General features: G+C 75.5%; 15 protein-coding genes. 8 read left to right on the forward strand and 7 right to left on the reverse strand.

What is annotated here, in order from left to right:
* Nucleotides 1-30: 30 nt before the first annotated feature.
* The 4 genes from CCE02nite_RS12080 to CCE02nite_RS12095 form a co-directional block, all read right to left on the reverse strand.
* Complete coding sequence (locus CCE02nite_RS12080; RefSeq protein ID WP_141389880.1) at nt 31-291, reverse strand: hypothetical protein; 261 nt, start codon at nt 289-291, stop codon at nt 31-33.
* A 76-nt stretch (nt 292-367) separates the two neighbouring features.
* Nucleotides 368-1,453 carry a chymotrypsin family serine protease gene (locus CCE02nite_RS12085; RefSeq protein ID WP_141389881.1) on the reverse strand — a complete coding sequence of 362 codons (1,086 nt, stop codon included), beginning with the start codon at nt 1,451-1,453 and terminating at the stop codon, nt 368-370.
* Nucleotides 1,454-1,622: 169 nt separating this feature from the next.
* A complete protein-coding gene (locus tag CCE02nite_RS12090) occupies nt 1,623-3,947 on the reverse strand; it encodes a YhgE/Pip domain-containing protein (RefSeq protein WP_141389882.1) in 2,325 nt (774 codons plus the stop codon).
* The gene (locus CCE02nite_RS12095) at nt 3,944-6,844 is read right to left on the reverse strand and encodes an MMPL family transporter (RefSeq protein ID WP_141389883.1); all 2,901 of its coding nucleotides are present in this window, start codon (nt 6,842-6,844) and stop codon (nt 3,944-3,946) included. The genes CCE02nite_RS12090 and CCE02nite_RS12095 overlap by 4 nt, the downstream gene beginning before the upstream one ends.
* Before the next feature lie 137 nt (nt 6,845-6,981).
* Here CCE02nite_RS12095 and CCE02nite_RS12100 point away from each other — a divergent pair, with 137 nt between their 5' ends.
* From CCE02nite_RS12100 to CCE02nite_RS12115, 4 genes are all read left to right on the forward strand, one after another.
* Complete coding sequence (locus CCE02nite_RS12100; protein ID WP_255318831.1) at nt 6,982-7,677, forward strand: TetR/AcrR family transcriptional regulator; 696 nt, start codon at nt 6,982-6,984, stop codon at nt 7,675-7,677.
* A gap of 66 nt (nt 7,678-7,743) precedes the next feature.
* Nucleotides 7,744-8,109 (forward strand): VOC family protein, encoded by a 366-nt coding sequence (locus tag CCE02nite_RS12105; protein WP_141389885.1) that lies wholly within the window; start codon nt 7,744-7,746, stop codon nt 8,107-8,109.
* Between the two features lie 108 nt (nt 8,110-8,217).
* Nucleotides 8,218-8,949, forward strand: a complete 732-nt coding sequence (locus CCE02nite_RS12110; protein ID WP_141389886.1) for an alpha/beta fold hydrolase — start codon at nt 8,218-8,220, stop codon at nt 8,947-8,949.
* Nucleotides 8,950-8,977: 28 nt separating this feature from the next.
* Nucleotides 8,978-9,901: an alpha/beta fold hydrolase gene (locus CCE02nite_RS12115; RefSeq protein ID WP_141389887.1), complete on the forward strand. Its 924-nt coding sequence runs from the start codon at nt 8,978-8,980 to the stop codon at nt 9,899-9,901.
* Between the two features lie 6 nt (nt 9,902-9,907).
* Here the strand turns inward: CCE02nite_RS12115 and CCE02nite_RS12120 are convergent, their stop codons facing one another.
* Nucleotides 9,908-10,669: a helix-turn-helix transcriptional regulator gene (locus tag CCE02nite_RS12120; RefSeq protein ID WP_141389888.1), complete on the reverse strand. Its 762-nt coding sequence runs from the start codon at nt 10,667-10,669 to the stop codon at nt 9,908-9,910.
* 50 nt (nt 10,670-10,719) lie between these two features.
* Between CCE02nite_RS12120 and CCE02nite_RS12125 the strand changes: the two genes are divergently transcribed.
* From CCE02nite_RS12125 to CCE02nite_RS12140, 4 genes are all read left to right on the forward strand, one after another.
* The gene (locus CCE02nite_RS12125; protein ID WP_141389889.1) at nt 10,720-11,457 is read left to right on the forward strand and encodes an alpha/beta fold hydrolase; all 738 of its coding nucleotides are present in this window, start codon (nt 10,720-10,722) and stop codon (nt 11,455-11,457) included.
* A gap of 177 nt (nt 11,458-11,634) precedes the next feature.
* On the forward strand, nt 11,635-11,841 hold the full coding sequence (locus tag CCE02nite_RS12130) for a hypothetical protein (protein WP_047231861.1): 207 nt from the start codon (nt 11,635-11,637) through the stop codon (nt 11,839-11,841).
* Nucleotides 11,842-11,943: 102 nt separating this feature from the next.
* The gene (locus tag CCE02nite_RS12135) at nt 11,944-12,132 is read left to right on the forward strand and encodes a hypothetical protein (RefSeq protein ID WP_141389890.1); all 189 of its coding nucleotides are present in this window, start codon (nt 11,944-11,946) and stop codon (nt 12,130-12,132) included.
* Nucleotides 12,133-12,252: 120 nt separating this feature from the next.
* Nucleotides 12,253-12,819: an RNA polymerase sigma factor gene (locus CCE02nite_RS12140; RefSeq protein ID WP_170227301.1), complete on the forward strand. Its 567-nt coding sequence runs from the start codon at nt 12,253-12,255 to the stop codon at nt 12,817-12,819.
* Between the two features lie 27 nt (nt 12,820-12,846).
* On the opposite strand, the gene CCE02nite_RS12145 is transcribed toward CCE02nite_RS12140, so the two are convergent.
* Together CCE02nite_RS12145 and CCE02nite_RS12150 are read right to left on the reverse strand one after the other, a co-directional pair.
* Nucleotides 12,847-15,162: a S9 family peptidase gene (locus CCE02nite_RS12145; RefSeq protein WP_141389892.1), complete on the reverse strand. Its 2,316-nt coding sequence runs from the start codon at nt 15,160-15,162 to the stop codon at nt 12,847-12,849.
* Between the two features lie 81 nt (nt 15,163-15,243).
* Nucleotides 15,244-16,260 carry a putative endonuclease domain-containing protein gene (locus CCE02nite_RS12150; protein ID WP_141389893.1) on the reverse strand — a complete coding sequence of 339 codons (1,017 nt, stop codon included), beginning with the start codon at nt 16,258-16,260 and terminating at the stop codon, nt 15,244-15,246.
* Nucleotides 16,261-16,411: the final 151 nt, after the last annotated feature.

A 16,411-nucleotide genomic window follows, 5' to 3' on the forward strand; every position in this document is an offset into this window, starting at 1 on the left:
GCGGTGCCGGGCACGCCCCGTGCGTGCGGCTCACGCGCGCGAGGCGCTCACCTGGCCGACGACGCGCACCTCGACCTCGACGCCGTCGACGGTCTCGGGGACGTCGACCTCGTCAGAGGTGACGTTGACGCGCAGCAGCCAGTCGTCGACGGCCTCCTGCGCCCGCAGACCGCGCACGGGCGCGCCCGACACGTCGGCGCGCGCGATCCCGACGCCGGTCACGCCGTCGAGGCCCGCCAGCTCGTCGCGGAGCGCAGCCTTGGCCTCGCGGGCTCGTTCGAGGGTCGCCACGGCGAACCACCTCCCGACCTCATTGTGCGCCCGTCGGGGCGTTCGCGGCAGGGCCAGGAGTCCTTGCCGGGCGCCGTCAGCCGAGCAGCGTCGCGCCGAGCCGCTCCAGCACGGTCCCGATCGGGTTGCAGTACGTGAGCCCGGTGCCGTTCGCACCGCCCGTCTCCGACCCCGCGAACAGCAGCCCGAGCGCGACGCCGTCCTCCCGGTACACGAGCGACCCCGAGTCGCCGCCGCGGGAGAACGGCCCGTCGCCCGTCGACTCGACCTCGATCTGGTCGTCGAACCGCAGCGCGCCGAGGCCGTCGCCGTACCCCACCACGACGTCGTCGAGCTCGATGGCCGTGACGCGGCCCGCCGTGACCCCGGTGGTCCTGCCGGACTTGCCGACCGCCTCGCCACCCAGCGCGACGGCCGTCTCCGTGATGCGACCGACGGGGTACTCCGGGTCCACGGTCGGGTCGTCGAGGAGCGCGACGGCGGCGTCGACGGTCTGCGTGACGCCGGCCTCCAGCGGGACGAGCGCGGCGAGGGCCCCGACACGGTCGTCGGGCGCGCTGCCACCGTCGGCGGGACCGGGCTGCACGACGACGTCCCCGACCCGGGCGGAGGGCGAACCCGCGAGCACGTGCCAGTTCGAGAGCGCGTAGACCGACGTGGCATCCGCGCCCGCCACGGGCGGCTCGGCGATGCGCACGAACGCGCCGAGCGTCCCGGCGGTGACGTCCACGTTCGCGATCGAGACGCCCGGGCGCAGCGGTCGCACCCGGCCGGTCTCGCCGGTCGCGTAGGCCGTGACGACCGGAGGCCGCAGGCCTGGCCCGCTCACGCCACCACCATCCCGACCTGCGCCGACGAGCGGGCGGATCCGGCCCGTGCGTCGCACGTCGACCGTGTCCCCCGCCTCCGAGGCGACCTTCCGCGCGATGCTGCGCGCGGTCGGCACGCCCAGACGGTACCGGACCGCGATGGCGTACCCGCCGTCGTCGTGCGGGGCGAGGCCGATCGCGAGGGTGGGCGCGCGCACGACCTCCGCGGCGTCGGGCACGTCACGCGCCTCGATCGCCGAGTCCGATCGGCCCGACAGACCCGACCGCTCCGCGAGCTCGCGCGCGTAGTCCGCGAGCTGCGACTTGATCTCCCGTGCCTTCTGCTGGTCCATCGGTGCACCGTCCCCTCGCCCGACGGACGGCTCCCGCCGTCCGCGTCCTGCCGAGCGAGTCTGACGGCAGCCGCCCACACCCGCACCGCGCCACGCCGAAAGGTGCGTATCCGCCCCAAGATGGCAAGCACCCGGGGCGGATACGCACTTCTCGGCGCACAGCGGGCGGTCAGGCCCGGAGCAGCTGCTCCACCCGGACCGACCGGCGGCGGGCGACGACGAGGGTCGTCACCGCCACCGACGCGAGGCCCCACAGCACGAGCGCGACGGCGTCGCCCGCCCCTCCGGCCGCCCCCGGGTCGATGATCGACGTGAGCACGCGGAGCGCCGAGCCCACGGGCAGGACGTCGCGCAGGCCCGTGAGCGCGGCCGGGACGGTCGCGACGATTCCCGTCGCGACGAGCAGCACCGCGACGAGCAGGCTGATGGCCCGCCCCACGTTCCCGAGGAGCGCGGCGAGCGCCTGGTTGAGCGCGACGAAGACCACCGACGCGAGCGCCCCGACCGCGAGCAGACCGATCCAGCCGCCCATGCTCGCCCCCTCGACCGCGGCGAGGACGCCGCCGACCACGAGGCCGGTCGCGGCGGCGATCCCCGCCGGCAGCGCCAGCGCGGCCAGTGCGAGCCGCCCCGCGGTCCGCGTGGACCCGATGAGCTTCGCGGGTACGGGCGGGAACGCGACGAAGATCGCGAGCGCACCGAGCCACAGGGCGAGGACGGCGAACAGCGGGCCGGTCGACCCGGTGCCGAGGTCGTCGACACCCGGAGCGGCCACCGGGTCCGCGACGACCGCGGAGAGGTTCTCGCGCTCGGCGTCCGTGTAGGTGGGAATCTGCTCCGTCGCGTCGCCGAGTCCCTGGGCCAGCTCGGTCGTCCCGTCCGCGAGCTGCCCGACGCCGCCCGCGAGGTCGCCCGCGCCCGTCGCCAGGTCCTGGGTCCCGGTCGCGAGCTGGTCGGCCCCCGTCCCGAGCGCCCCGACCCCCGTGGCGAGCCCGTCCGCCCCCGTCGAGAGGTCGCCCGCCCCACCCGCGAGCTGCGCGGCGCCGTCGGCCACCTGGTCGGCGCCGGTCGCCAGCCGCCCGAGCCCCGTCGAGAGGTCGCGCGCTCCCCCGGCGACGCCCGTCGCGCCCGTGGCGGTCTGCGCCGCACCGCTCGCGAGCCGGTCCGCGCCCTGCGCGGCCTGGTCGACCCCGGCCGCGAGGGCGTAGAGCCCGGTGGGCCCGTCCGCGCCCGACGGCGCCCCGGCCAGGGCGGCGTTGCCCGCCGCGACCTCGGCCGCGCCGACCGCGAGCGGCCGCAGTGCGGCGAGCTGCTGGTCGAGCGCCACGCAGGCGGGCGACGTCGGGTCGGCCGCGCACCCCGCCTGGACCTTCTGCTGCTCGATCCCGGCGACGACCTGCGCGAGGCCGCCGGCGACGTCTCGTGACCCCGTCGCGAGCCGGGTCCCGAGCGCCGGGAGCGACGTGGACCCTCCGCCGGGGAGGGGGACGGCCGAGATCGAGGCGTCGAGCGTGCCGAGCCCGCTCGCCAGGTCGGACGCGCCACCCGAGACGCCCGCGACGCCGTCGGCCAGACCCTGGGCGCCGGACGCGAGCGAGCCCGCGCCGGACGCGGACTGCGCGACGCCGTCCGCGACCTGCCGCGACCCGGTGGCGACGCCCTGCGCCCCGGTCGCGAGGTCGCCCGCGCCGGACGCGAGCTGGTCCGCACCCGAGCCGAGCTCGCCGACCCCGGACGCGAGCGCCCCGGCCCCGGTCGCGAGCTCGCCCGCGCCGGACGCGAGCTGCGTCGCCCCGTCGCTCGCCTGGGACGCGCCGTCGGCGAGCTGGTCGGCGCCGTCCGCGGCCTCGCCGAGCTGCTCGTTCAGGGTCGTGAAGCCGACGAGCACGCCGTCCACGTAGTTCTCGGTGAGCGTCGTGCCGAGCACGGAGGTCGCCGTGGTCGTGACGATGCGCGCGAGCGCCTCGTCCACGACCCGCCCGCCGGGCGCCGTCTCGACGGTCAGCGTGGCCTGGGTCGCGTCGGACGCGTCGCCGCTGAACGACGTGGCCGCCGCGGAGAAGTCCTCCGGGATCGTCACGACGGCCGAGTAGGTGCCGTCGGCGAGCCCGGACGCGGCGTCGTCGGCGTCGGTGATGACCCAGTCGTAGTTCGTCGTGCCGGGGTCGGGCTGCACGGCGACCGGTCCGGTGTCCGTCGAGGCGGCACCCCCGCTCACGAGCCCGGCCGTGAGCTGACGTCCCAGCGGGACGGTCTGGCCGTCGACCTCGACGGGCTCGTCGAGGTTGACGATCGCCGCCTGCACCGTGTCGAGCCGTTCTTGCGGGTTCCACAGCGCCCACAGCAGCAGGCCCAGCACCGCGAGGGGCAGCACGACGGCGGCGACGACGGTCCAGAGGCGTCGCGCGTCGAGCCGGGTCCTGGCGCCGGCGGGCGACGGTGCGTCCGGAGTGGTCGGGTCGGCCTGTGCCGTGTCGGGCGGGAAGACGCTCATGCGGGCACCTCCTCGGTGCGCGGGCCGACGACGGACGCCAGGTCGGTCGGGGCCGGCACCGTGCGGGCGGGGTCGGGGGCGTGCAGGTCGAGCACGTGCGTCCCCGGTGGGGCGAGATCGGTCGGCGCGGGTCCGACAGCGCCGAGGACGACCGCCGTGCCGCGCGCGGCCGCCCGGGCGAGCACCGCGGACAGCGCGGCGCGCTCGGCGGGGGACGTGACGGCGTCCGTCCCGACCACGGCGAGCAGCCGCGGGTCCTCGCGCAGCAGCGCCGCGACGCTCGCCGCCGCCGGCACGCGGTGCGCGGCGGGCGCGGGCGCGTCGCCCGGCAGCGCCGCGACGTCGGCCGCGAGGTCGACGAGCGCGACCCGGCGGCGCACGCTCAGCGCGCGCTCCGGCAGGACGAGGCCCGTCACCTTGAGCGCGCCGGCGGCCGGCCTGAGCCGTCCCGCGAGCGCCAGCACGACCCCTGACACCGCCGCGGGCGACGTCCCGTGCACGACGAGCGACCCGCCGTCGGGCACACGCACCGTGACCGGTTCCGCGAGGGGGCCTTCCGCCCCGGCGACCACGAGGTCGTGCGCCACGACGGCGTCCGTGCTGCCGGGCTCCGGCCAGTCCGCGAGCGCGAGCTCCTTGGACAGCCCTTCGCCCTCGACGTCGAACGACGGCAGCACCCGGTCGAGCCAGCGCGGCATCCACCACGCCTTGTCGCCGAGCATCGCGAGCACCGCCGGCACGAGGGTCATGCGCACGACGAACGCGTCGACGAGGACGCCGACCGCGAGCCCGAGCGCGATCGGTTTGAGGCTCATGTCGCCCTCGGGCACGAACGCCACGAACACGGCGAACATGATGATCGCCGCCGCGGTCACGACCTTGGCCGATGCCTGGAACCCCGTGAAGATCGACCGTCGCGCCTGGCCCGAGTGGACGTAGTCCTCGCGGATGCGCGCCACGAGGAACACCTCGTAGTCCATCGCGAGGCCGAACAGCACGCCCATCAGCACGATCGGCATGAACGAGATGACCGGGCCGAGCCGCGTGACGTGGAGCGCGTCGGCGAGGAACCCGTGCTCGAACACGAGCGTCACGACGCCGAACGCCGCGCCCACCGAGAACAGGTAGCCGAGCGTCGCCTTGATCGGCACCGCGATCGACCGGAACACCATCGTCAGCAGCACGAGCGACAGGCCCACGACGACGAACGCGAACGGCAGCAGCGCCGCACCCAGCTTCGCGGACACGTCGATCCCGACCGCCGTGAACCCCGTGACCGCGAGGTCCACGCCGTACTCGTCGAGGAAGTGGTCGTGCTGCGCGCGGATCTCCGTGACGAGGTCCTTGGTCTCCTCCGAGTCCGGCGCGCCCGTCGGGACGACCTGCACGATGCCCGTGTCCGCCGTGAGGTTGGGTGTCGCGAGCGGGACGTCCGCCACGCCCGGCAGGTCCGCGATCTCGTCGCCCAGGTCGTTCATGAGCCCGACCGGGTCCGTCGACGTGACGATCGTCCCGGTGACGATGAGCGGCCCGTTGAAGCCGGGCCCGAAGTGCTCCGACACCAGGTCGTACGTGACGCGCGCCTGGTTGTCCTCGGGCAGCGTCCCCGCGTCGGGCAGCGCGAGCTGCAGGTCCCGCGCCGGCAGCGTCAGCAGCACGATCGCCGCGACGACCAGCCCGATCGTCAGCAGCGGGATCCGCGTGACGGTCCGCACCCACCCGGCGAAGAACCGGTTGCGGTGCTCGACGGTGCCCGTGGCCGGGTTCGTGGTCGCGGCCGGGTCCGCGGCGGCTGACTCCTCCCCCGCCGTCGCCGACCCGGGAGCCGGGACCGCGGCACGCCGACGACCGCGCCCCCGGTGGCGACGCGGAGCCTTGGGGCGCAACCGTTCGCCCGCGAACCCCAGCATGGCGGGCAGCAGCGTGATCGAGACGAGGACCGCGAGGCCGACGCCGACGGCGGCGGCGACGCCCATGACGGTGAGGAACGGGATGCCGGCGACGCCGAGGCCCACGAGCGCGATCATCACGGTGAGGCCGGCGAAGATGACGGCGGAGCCCGCCGTCGCGACGGAGCGGGCGGCGGCTTCCTCGACGCTCAGACCGCCGGCGAGCTCGTCGCGGTGCCGGGACACGATGAACAGCGCGTAGTCGATGCCGACGGCGAGGCCGAGCATGACGGCGAGCATCGGGGTCGTGGAGTTGATCTGCGCGACGGCGGTCGCGGCGAACAGCAGGCCCATGCTCACGCCGACACCGACCACGGCGTTGAGGAGCGGCAACCCGGCGGCGACGAACGAGCCGAAGGTGAGGACGAGCACGACGAGCGCGACGAGGAGGCCGAGGGCCTCGGTGACGGTGAGCGTGGGGAACTCGGTGCTGAAGAGCTGCCCGCCGAGCGCGGCCTGCGCGCCGTCGGGCAGGGCCGCGGCGAGGTCGTCGACGACGTCGCCGAGCGCGTCCTTCGTGGCGTCCGTGACCTCGCTCTGGCCCTCGTCGAGCTGGATGGTCATGAGCGTCGCGACGTCGTCGTCGCTGATCGACGCGGTCATGGTGTCGTCGTAGGGCGAGGTGACGGCGGCGACGCCGTCGACCGCGCCGAGGGCGGTGACCGCGTCCTCGACGGGCCCGCGGACGGCGTCGTCCTCGATGGTCGAGCCGTCGGGCGCGACCACGACGACCTGGGCGGACGCTCCGCTGACCTGCGGGAATGTCGCAGCGAGGCGGTCGAGCGCCGCCTGGGACTCGGTGCCGGGGATGGTCACCTCGTCGTCGAGACCCTGGCCGACGAGTCCGGCGAGCGCGCCCGCGAGGACGAGGATCCCGATCCACGCGGCGAGGACGAGCCGGCGCGCCCCGACCGCCCAGCGGCCGAGCGAGTACAGCGCTGAGGACACGAGCGGCCTCCCGGGGAGAGTGCAGACGGATTTCAGGATACGCCGCTGTATCCGATGCGCGACCGTATCGGATACACTCGTGTATCGCAAGGCCGCCCGTGCGGGTGGTGCCGTCCGACAGTGGGAGCATGTGCGGCGTGACCACCGACCTCGACCCGACCCGAGTCGACCGCGGCACCGAGAGCGAGACCCCGCTGTCCCCCCGCCGCGAGCGCACCCGCGAGCGCCTGCTCGACGCCGCCTACGGGCTGTTCGCCGAGCACGGCATCAACGGCACGTCGATCGAGGCGGTGTGCGAGGCCGCGGGCTTCACGCGCGGGGCCTTCTACTCGAACTTCGAGACCAAGGAGTCGCTGTTCCTCGCCCTCAGCGAGCGCGAGATCCGGATGAGGATGCGGAGCCTCGAGGCGGCCGTCGAGCACCTGCCCGAGGACCCGGTGCGCGACGGCGTCATCGCGCCCGAGGCGATCGCCACGATCGTCGCGGCCGTCATGGACGACCCGCGGGACGAGCGCCGCTGGTGCCTGATGAACGCCGAGCTCGAGCTGCTGGCGCTTCGCGACCCGCAGGTCGCCGCGCGGTTCGCGGACCAGGAGGAGTCCTTCCGGGCGGAGCTCGCGGACATCCTCACGCGCGTGCTCACGAGCGTCGGGATGCGCTTCGCGATCGATGCCGCGGGAGCCACGCGCGTGCTCATCAGCGCCTACACGTGCGCGGCAAGGGATGCGTTCCTCGGCCCCGCCGGCGACGACGCGGTGCGGCGCGCGCAGGCCGCGGACTGGCTGCCTGCGCTCGTCGGGCGGCTCGTCGAGCCGGACCCCGACGCGGCCTGACGCGGCGCCTCGCGACGAGACACGTCGCGACGCGACCCTGTGGGTGGCGCACGTCACACTGGCCGCATGACACTCACCTTCAGCGGCGCCGTCGTCGACTGCGCCGACCCCGCCGTCGTGGCGGACTTCTGGCAGGCCGCGCTCGGCTGGACGGGGCGCGAGACCGGACCGCACGGCGAGGCCGTGCTCTACCCGCGCGACGGCGAGACGGTGCTCGGCCCGCCGAGCCTCGTCTTCCAGCGGGTCCCCGAGGGCAAGGCGGTCAAGAACCGCGTGCACCTGGACTTCTCCTCGTCCGCCCAGGCGGCCGACGTCGCGCGGCTCGAGGGGCTCGGCGCGCGCCGAGTCGACGTCGGGCAGGGCGAGGCGGACACGTTCGTCGTCATGGCCGACGTCGAGGGCAACGAGTTCTGCGTGCTGCGCGGGGACTGACCCCGGCGGCGGTGTCACGCCCACCGTCCCTCCTCGGTCGAACGGTTATCAGGACGCCCCGTGGCGGCTCGCCCGGTGCGTCCGCCGACCGACGGAGGAGAGAGAGCCATGCCCGAGAACCCGCTCGTCGTGCTGCTGCACGGCGCGTTCGCCGAGTCCGCGAGCTGGTCGGGCGTGATCGCCCGGCTCCGCGCGCACGACGTCGACACGCTCGCGCTCGCGAACCCCCTGCGCAGCGTCGTGACCGACGCGCAGTACCTGCGCGACGCCGTCGGCGACCTCGGGCGCCCGCTCGTGCTCGTCGGCCACTCCTACGGCGGCATGGTCGTCACGGAGGCCGCGGCCGAGGGACTGGGGGACGTCGTCGGCCTCGTCTACGTGGCCGCGTTCGCCCCCGACACGGGCGAGAGCGCGGTCGACCTCGCGGGCCGGTTCCCCGGCAGCACGCTCGCCGGCGCGCTGGAGAGCACGTCGCTCGTCGACGACGTCGACGACCTGTGGATCCGTCCCGACGCGTACCACGCGCAGTTCGCCGCGGACCTCCCGGAGGAGGACGCCTACGTCGCCGCCCGGACGCAGCGCCCCGTCACGGACGTCGCGCTGAACCAGATGCTGCTCGCCGGCACACCTGCATGGAAGGCCGTGCCGTCCTGGTTCGTGTTCGGCTCCGAGGACCGCAACATCCCGGTCGCCGCGCACCGCTGGATGGCGGAGCGCGCCGCGGCGCGCGGCGTGGACGAGGTGGAGGGTGCGTCGCACGCCGTCGCGGTCTCCGCGCCGGACCGGGTCGCCCGCACGGTGCTCGCCGCCGTCGCCGCGCCTCGCACCGCTGCCGCCTGACGGCGACCCGGAGAGCGAGGAGACGACCATGATCACCACCACCGCGCTCGGACCGGTCTCGACGGTCGACGCCGGTCCGCTCACCGTCGGGTACGTGGAGGCGGGCGACCCCGCCGGACCGCCCGCGGTGCTCCTGCACGGCTACCCGTACGACGTGCACAGCTACGTCGACGTGGTCCCGCTGCTCGCCGCCGAGGGGCTACGCGTGATCGTCCCGTACCTGCGAGGGCACGGCCCGACGACGTTCCGCGACCCGGGCGCGATGCGCTCCGGCCAGCAGGGCGCCCTGGGCTCCGACCTGCTCGCGCTCCTCGACGCGCTCGACCTCCGCTCCCCCGTGCTCGCCGGGTACGACTGGGGCGGGCGCGCCGCGTGCGTCGTCGCGGCGCTCTGGCCGGAGCGCGTCCGCGGCCTGGTCTCGGTCAACGGCTACCTCGTCCAGGACGTCGCCGCCGCGCAGACGCCGATCCGGCCCGACCTCGAGGCCGGGTTCTGGTACTTCTGGTACTTCTCGACCGAGCGCGGCCGGCGAGGGCTCGCGCAGCACCGGGCCGAGATCGCGCGCGTCATCTGGACCCGGAACTCACCCGAGCGGTCGTTCACCGACGCCGAGCTCGCGCGCGCCGCCGAGGCCTTCGACAACCCCGCCTACGTCGACGTCGTCATCCACTCCTACCGCCACCGGCTCGGTCTCGCGCCGGGTGACCCCGCCTACGAGGACGTCGAGCGACGCCTCGCGGCGCTGCCCCGGATCGACGTCCCGACGATCACCCTCGACGGGCTCGCCGACGGCAACTTCCCCGCGACGGACGGGTCGGCGACGGCGCGGTTCTTCGCCGGACCGCGCGAGCACCGCCAGGTGCCGCACGCGGGTCACGACCTGCCCGCCGAGGCCCCCGAGGCGTTCGCGCGGGCCGTCCTCGACCTGGTGCGGCGCCCGGCCGACGGCTGACGCGCGTCAAGCCGTGTCGGGGTCGTACACCGCCGTCGCGCCCACGGGCGGCTCCCCGACGTCCGCGACCGGACGGGGCGCGTACGTCTCTGCGGTGAGGTCGGCGCGCTCGACGCGCTCGAGCCGGAACCAGCGGATCGCCTCGCGCGACCGGCACCACGCGACGAGGTACCAGCGCCCGTCGGTGTGGGCGAGCAGCACGGGCTCGACCCGGCGCGACGACGTCGCGCCCCGGCCGTCCCGGTAGCGGATCGCGAGCACGCGCGACCCGGCGAGCGCCTGCTCGACGGCGCGCAGCACCCCGAGGTGCGACCGGGCACGCCCGACGACGTCCCCACCCGTTGCGGCGGGGGCGTCCGGCGACGCGTCCGGGGCGTCGTGGCGGACCCACACCCGCGCGGCCAGCGCCTCGGCCCACTCGCGGTCGCCGGCCGCGAGCGCGTCCCAGACCTTCCCGCGCGCTGCGAGCGCGTCGACCGCGAACGGGCTGCCGGGCGGGAGCGTCGCGAGCGCGACCGCGACGGCGACCGCCTGACCGGGCGTGAAGTTGACCGGCGGCAGCGACGCGCTCGGGTCGAGCACGTAGCCACCACCGGGACCGGCCTGGGCCCAGATCGTCAGACCGGCCTGCTGCAGCGCGGCCACGTCGCGCTTGATCGTCCGTTCGCTCACCTCGAGCGCCGCCGCGAGGCGGGGACCCGTCGTCCCGGTCCGCCCCGCCCGCCGCAGCTCCTCCGCGATCGCGTAGAGACGTTCCGTCCTGTTCACCGGACGATGGTGACAGACAGGTGTCACCGATGCCTTGCGAAGGTGGGTGCATGAGCACCCACGACACGACCGAGCAGCCCCTCCACGTCGTCCTCGTCCCCGGCTTCTGGCTGGGCGCCTGGGCGTGGGACGACGTCGTCCCCCACCTCGAGGCCGCCGGCCTCGTCCCGCACGCCGTGACCCTCCCCGGCCTGGACGCCGGTGCGACCGCGCAGGACCGCGCCCAGGTCACGCGCGAGGACCACGTGGACGCGGTCGCGCGGCTCGTCGACGGGCTCGACGGACGGGTCGCGCTCGTCGGCCACAGCGGTGGCGGGCCGGTCGTGCAGCAGGTCGCCGACCGTGACCCGGCCCGGATCGAGCGGATCGTCTACGTCGACACCGGCCCCCTCGTCGACGGCGCCGCGCTCTCGCCCGACCTCCCGGCCGATGCCGCCGAGGTCCCGCTGCCCGACTGGGAGACGCTGGCCGAGGACGGGTCGAGCCTCGACGGCCTGGACGACGCGGCGCTCGCGCGGTTCCGCGAGCGTGCGGTGCCGACGCCCGGCCCGGTCGCACGCGGCACGGTGCACCTGACGAACCCGGCTCGCCTGGACGTCCCCGCGACCGTGATCTGCTCGTCGATCCCGTCGTCCGTGCTCGCCGAGCTCGCGCACCCCGGCCCTCCCCTGCACACCGAGCTGGGCGAGCTCACGGACCTCACGTACGTCGACCTGCCCACCGGGCACTGGCCGATGCTCTCGCGCCCGCGCGACCTCGCGGCCGCGCTGGTCGACGCGGTCTCCTGACGCACGGCTCCTCGGTGCACGTGGTGCCGGTCGCGCGAGGACGGCGCGTGCGACCGGCATCACACGTTCTCCGGAAAAAAGTCACCGAACTCGCGTCACGGACGACGACTTGTGCCGTCTTGTCCGGTGGAAGCGGTCATCAGGCCGCCGGAAGATCGACCGACGACGAGACGGACCATGCACGACACCCTGCCCTCCGCCCCCTCGCGCACCGAGGTGCGCACGGCCCTGCTCTGGGCCCTCGAGCACGACCGCGACGCCCTGCTGGAGCACCGCGAGACGACCCAGCACTGCGCGTGGGCCGCGGCCCGGGGTGCGGCCGACCGGCGCCTCGTGCGCCGCTGGCGCGCGGCGTTCGCCCCGCTCCCGTCCACCGTCGCCTGACGCGAGACCCCCGGACCTGGATCCCCGGGCCGCATCCGTACGCGGGCCTGCGGGCGAACCCCGGACGAGAGGGCACGTCCGCCCCCTCGGGAGGAGGTCGCCATGTTCGCGTCGCTCGCTGCCGGATCCGGCGGGACGATCGGCGTCACGGGGATCGGGAACGGCATGTCGCAGTGGTTCCTGATCTTCGGTGCGCTCATCATCACCGCGATCCTCGTCGGCTCGATCTACGAGCTCGGCAAGGCCGTGCACGACCGGCACGTCCACCAGCGCCGCCCGGTGCACCGCTGACGCCCGCCTGACCACGGCCGCCCACGGCCCGGCCCCGGAGCGCGCGACCTCGCGTCCCACGACGCGGCGTCCGACACTGGGAGAAGGACGACGAGGGCCGGTGACGCGATGGTCGGGACCGTGGCACGTGTCCCCCGCGCCGAGCAGGGCGCGAGGCGGGACGAGCGCGCGCCCGGCGGTCCGGACGGCACAGGTGACGGCGGCGCCGTGCTCGACCTTCCCGCCGCGTACTCCCGCTGGGCCCCGCTCGTCCGCGCCGTCGTCGCGCGGCGCCTGGGCGACCCGGCCGACGCCGACGACGCGACGCAGCTCGTCTTCCTCGCCGCGTGGCGCTCGCGCGACCGGTTCGACCCCGCGCGCGGCGACCTGCCCGTCTGGCTGCTGGGCATCGCGCGCCACGTGGCCACCGACCTCCTGCGGGCGCGGGCGCGCGACGCCCGGCGACGCGAGGCAGCGTCGCGACCACGGCTCGCGACGACCGTCCCCGACCCGGCCGACGACGTCGCCGCCCGGGTCGACCTCGAGGACGCGCTGCGCCGTCTGGCCCCCGAGCGACGCCGGGTGGTGCGGCTCGTGTACGCCCAGGGGCGCACCCACGCCCAGGTCGCGGCCGAGACCGGCCTTCCGCTCGGCACGGTGAAGAGCCACGCGCGCCGCGGCCTGGCCCAGCTCCGCGCCCACCCGTGACCCGCCGACCGCGGGGGAACCCCGTGCTCAGCCGAGCGTCGTCGGCAGCGCCGCGTCGCCCTCGCCCGGCGTGGCCCCGAGGACGTGCTCCGCGAGGAACGCGAGCACCACCTGGTACCAGACCTTCGCGTGCTGCGGCTGGAGGATCCAGTGGTTCTCGTCCGGGTAGAACAGGAACCGGTGCGCCGTCTCCCCGTCGGCCCCGGCGGGCAGGCCCGACGACCGGAGCAGCTCGTACCAGAGCCGCAGCCCCTCGCCGATCGGTACCCGGTAGTCCTTGTCGCCGTGGATGACGAGCATCGGCGTGACGATGTCGCCCACGAACCGGTGCGGGCTGTTCTCGAGCGCCATCTCCGGCGTCATCTCGCGCGCCCAGTAGTACGCGTGGTCCGTCGTCGGTCCGAACTGGTCGAGCGCCCACAGGCTCGCGTGCGTGACGATCGCGCGGAAGCGGTCGGTGTGCCCCGCGACCCAGTTCGCCATGTACCCGCCGAACGACCCGCCCATCGCGGCCGTGCGGGTCGCGTCGACCTCGGGGCGCGCCTCCACCGCGTCGGTGATCGCGAGCAGGTCGGTGTACGGGGCCTTGCCCCACGAGCCCCAGCCGCGCTGCACGAAGTCCTGGCCGTACCCCGTCGACAGCGCCGGGTCCGGCAGCAGCACCGCGTACCCGCGCGCGACCATCAGCCACGGGTTCCAGCGCCAGCTCCACGCGTTCCACGACCCGAGCGGGCCGCCGTGGATCCACAGGAGCAGCGGCGCGGGGTTCTCCGCGGACGCGCCGTGCGGCAGCGCGAGCCAGCCGCGCACGCGCACGTCGTCCGACGCGGCGGTCTCGACGTCGACGAGCATGCCCGGAAGGTCGGGCGTCGCGACCGGGCCGCGCAGCGGCGTCGCGGGCACGGGCGTGCGGCTGCCCGCCGCTCCGGAGCCGAGGAACGCCCCGAGGTCGATGCGGACCGGGTGCGACGGCTCCAGGTAGCTCGTGCGCAGCGCGTAGGCCGTCCGGCCGTCGGGCGCGACCTGCACGTCCGTGAACACCGCGTCGTCGCTCGTCACGCGCTCGGCCGTGCCGTTCTCCGTCGCGCCGTCCGGCGAGAAGGCGACGAGGAAGACCGGCCTCCGGCCGTCGTCGTCGGCCGTGACGAGCAGCCCCGAGCCGTCGGGGAGCCAGCGCAGCGACGTCGGCCAACGGTCCCAGTGCGGCACGAGCGTGCGCGGGGTCGCGTGGTTCTCGGCGCGCGTCGTCGCCGAGTCGTCGTGCACCACGGGGAAGCCCGGGGCGGGCACACCCGCCGGCCCGTCCGGCGCGTGCAGCGGCACGACGGCGAGGCTCTCCTCCGGCGCCTGGTGCGGCGTCGAGATGGTCTCCCGCACGAACGCGACCCAGGCGCCGTCGGGCGAGATGCGGGGCCAGTGCGCCTCCGCGCTCGGCTCGTCGACGAGCGTGCGGCGCGCGCCCGTCGCCGTGTCGATCGCGACGAGCGTGCTGCGCACCTGCGGCCCGGGACCGGCCACCTGCCACGTGGTGACGAGGGTCGTGCCGTCGCCGGATAGGTCGGCGGAGTGGTCGTGCAGCGCGCGGCCCGGCGCGGCCCCGTGCGCGGCGTCGCGGGTCACGTCACGCAGGTCGAGGAGCCGGGGGTCCTGGGCCGGGTCGGCGCTGTCGCCGGGCTCGGTGCCGGACGTCCCGGCCGGGTCCGGGAGCGGGTGCGCCAGCTCGTCGACGAGGGTCGTGAGGTCGCCGACGAACCGGTGCGCCTCGTCCGGGCCGCGGTCGTGGTCCCACTGGCGCACGGGGTACGCACTGTGGAGGATCGCCGCGACCTTGGCGTCCTTGCGCGCAGACCGGAGCTCGGCGTCGTGCACGAGGTCGCGGGCGCTCGGGAGCACCGACGCCGCGACCGACACGACGGGCGCGTCCGTCGCCGCGAGCGGGCCGCTGACGCCCGCGGGCGCCGTCGCGACGACGCGCGCCTCGCCGCCCGTCGCCGGGAGCAGCCACAGCGCGGCCTTCGGGTCGTCGTCGGACCCGCCGTCCGGGTCGGGCCGGGCCGAGGTGAACAGGACGTCTCCCGCCCCGGTGAACGTCGCGCTCGACTCCCCCGTGGTGCTGCGCGTGAGCCGACGTGCCGGGGCCTCCCCCGCCGGGTCGACCTCCCACAGCGCGGTCCGGTATCCCGTGCGCTTCGGGTCGAGCGTCTGCACGGTCGTGACCAGCCGCACCCCGTCGGGCGAGAGCGCGAGCCCACCGACCCGCGGGATCGCGAAATAGTGATCGAGGTTGTGGAACGGGGTCTCGGAGGGTTCGGAGGTACCGGGAGCGCCAGCGTCGTTACTCACCCCTACGTCCTATCACGGCGAAGACCCACGCTCGCCCCCGACCCCGACCCCGCACCGTGGCCGAACACGACATGAGGGTCGTTATGCAGTCCATAGCGACCCTCGTGTCGTGTTCGACGGCGGGTGATGTCGTGCTCGGGTGAGGTGTCGGCGCACGTCGGTGACCAGACGGCCCGGGCGCGGCGACCCTGGGGACGTGACGTCTCGTCCGGTGAACCGCAGCAGGTCCACGGCCCCGCACGCGACGAGGTCGTTCTGGCGGGCCCGGTCCCGCAGGAGCGCAGCCGGCTCGCTGTGGACGTCGACGCCGTCCAGCTCGGCGATCAGCCACCGACCGCCGGGCAGCCGCCAGCCGAGGTCGCCGCGCCCCAGGAACCGACCGTCGTCGACCACCTCTACCTGAAGGTCGTCGGGCGCGATGCCGGAATCCGTGCAGTCGAGCCGTGCGAACGTCTCGAGCGGAGACTCGGCGCGGCCGTCGGACTGCCCCCACCAGGTGTGCGTCCGCGCGACGCCGCGCCGACCGCGCGCGAGGTCGTGCGCGTGCGCGAGCCCCTCGGCGCTCAGGAGCCCGCGGTGCCGTGCGCTGTCCATCGCGGCGACGGCGCGCATCCTGCCCATCTCCGGCACGGCCTGCGCAAGCGCCCAGTCCGGCGTCGCGACCCACCTGCCCTCGACCTGCGTGACGGTCATGCCGTCGTCGAACTGCCGCAGCACGATGCCGTCACGGGCCCGCCCGGCGCACGCCCCGGGGAGCGTCACCTCGGGCCTCACGTCCGTGCGTACACCCTCCACCCCGAGGAGCACCAGCGCACACGGCCCGACCGCGATCGCGTCCGGACCGTAGGCGAGCAGCCCGAGCCAGGCGGCCCGGCGCCGCAGGTGATCGTGGCGGCGCGGGCCGTCCCGACCACCGAGCGGCGTGGGGATCGTGTCGAGGACCGCGTGGGTGACCCGGCACCAGCGGCCCTGACCCACGAGGCGGGAACGGCGGTGCGAGCCGACGCCGTGCGCGTCGCACTGCTGCGCGGAGAGCAGACCCTCCTGTGCGCCGGCGAGGGCGAGGAGCTCGGGCGGGACGGCGGTCACGGTGCGCATGCACCGATCAGAGCAGGTCGGGCGGGCCGGCCGCAGCGACCACCGTGGCACCTGTGGACGGGACAGCACAAACCGCGGCCTGTGCACGGCCAGCATGCGGGCAAGCCCGCCCCCCCCCCCCCCCCCCCCCCCCCCCCCCCCCCCCCCCCCC

Source organism: Cellulosimicrobium cellulans, assembly GCF_006539945.1.
GTDB classification, from domain to species: Bacteria; Actinomycetota; Actinomycetes; order Actinomycetales; family Cellulomonadaceae; genus Cellulosimicrobium; species Cellulosimicrobium cellulans.

Coding starts and splice junctions, on each gene's coding strand:
- CCE02nite_RS12110 (WP_141389886.1), top strand. CDS start 8,218: ATGCCCGAGAACCCGCTCGTCGTGCTGCTGCACGGCGCGTTCGCCGAG.
- CCE02nite_RS12135 (WP_141389890.1), top strand. CDS start 11,944: ATGTTCGCGTCGCTCGCTGCCGGATCCGGCGGGACGATCGGCGTCACG.
- CCE02nite_RS12150 (WP_141389893.1), bottom strand. CDS start 16,260: ATGCGCACCGTGACCGCCGTCCCGCCCGAGCTCCTCGCCCTCGCCGGC.
- CCE02nite_RS12130 (WP_047231861.1), top strand. CDS start 11,635: ATGCACGACACCCTGCCCTCCGCCCCCTCGCGCACCGAGGTGCGCACG.
- CCE02nite_RS12090 (WP_141389882.1), bottom strand. CDS start 3,947: ATGAGCGTCTTCCCGCCCGACACGGCACAGGCCGACCCGACCACTCCG.
- CCE02nite_RS12085 (WP_141389881.1), bottom strand. CDS start 1,453: ATGGACCAGCAGAAGGCACGGGAGATCAAGTCGCAGCTCGCGGACTAC.
- CCE02nite_RS12105 (WP_141389885.1), top strand. CDS start 7,744: ATGACACTCACCTTCAGCGGCGCCGTCGTCGACTGCGCCGACCCCGCC.
- CCE02nite_RS12125 (WP_141389889.1), top strand. CDS start 10,720: ATGAGCACCCACGACACGACCGAGCAGCCCCTCCACGTCGTCCTCGTC.
- CCE02nite_RS12115 (WP_141389887.1), top strand. CDS start 8,978: ATGATCACCACCACCGCGCTCGGACCGGTCTCGACGGTCGACGCCGGT.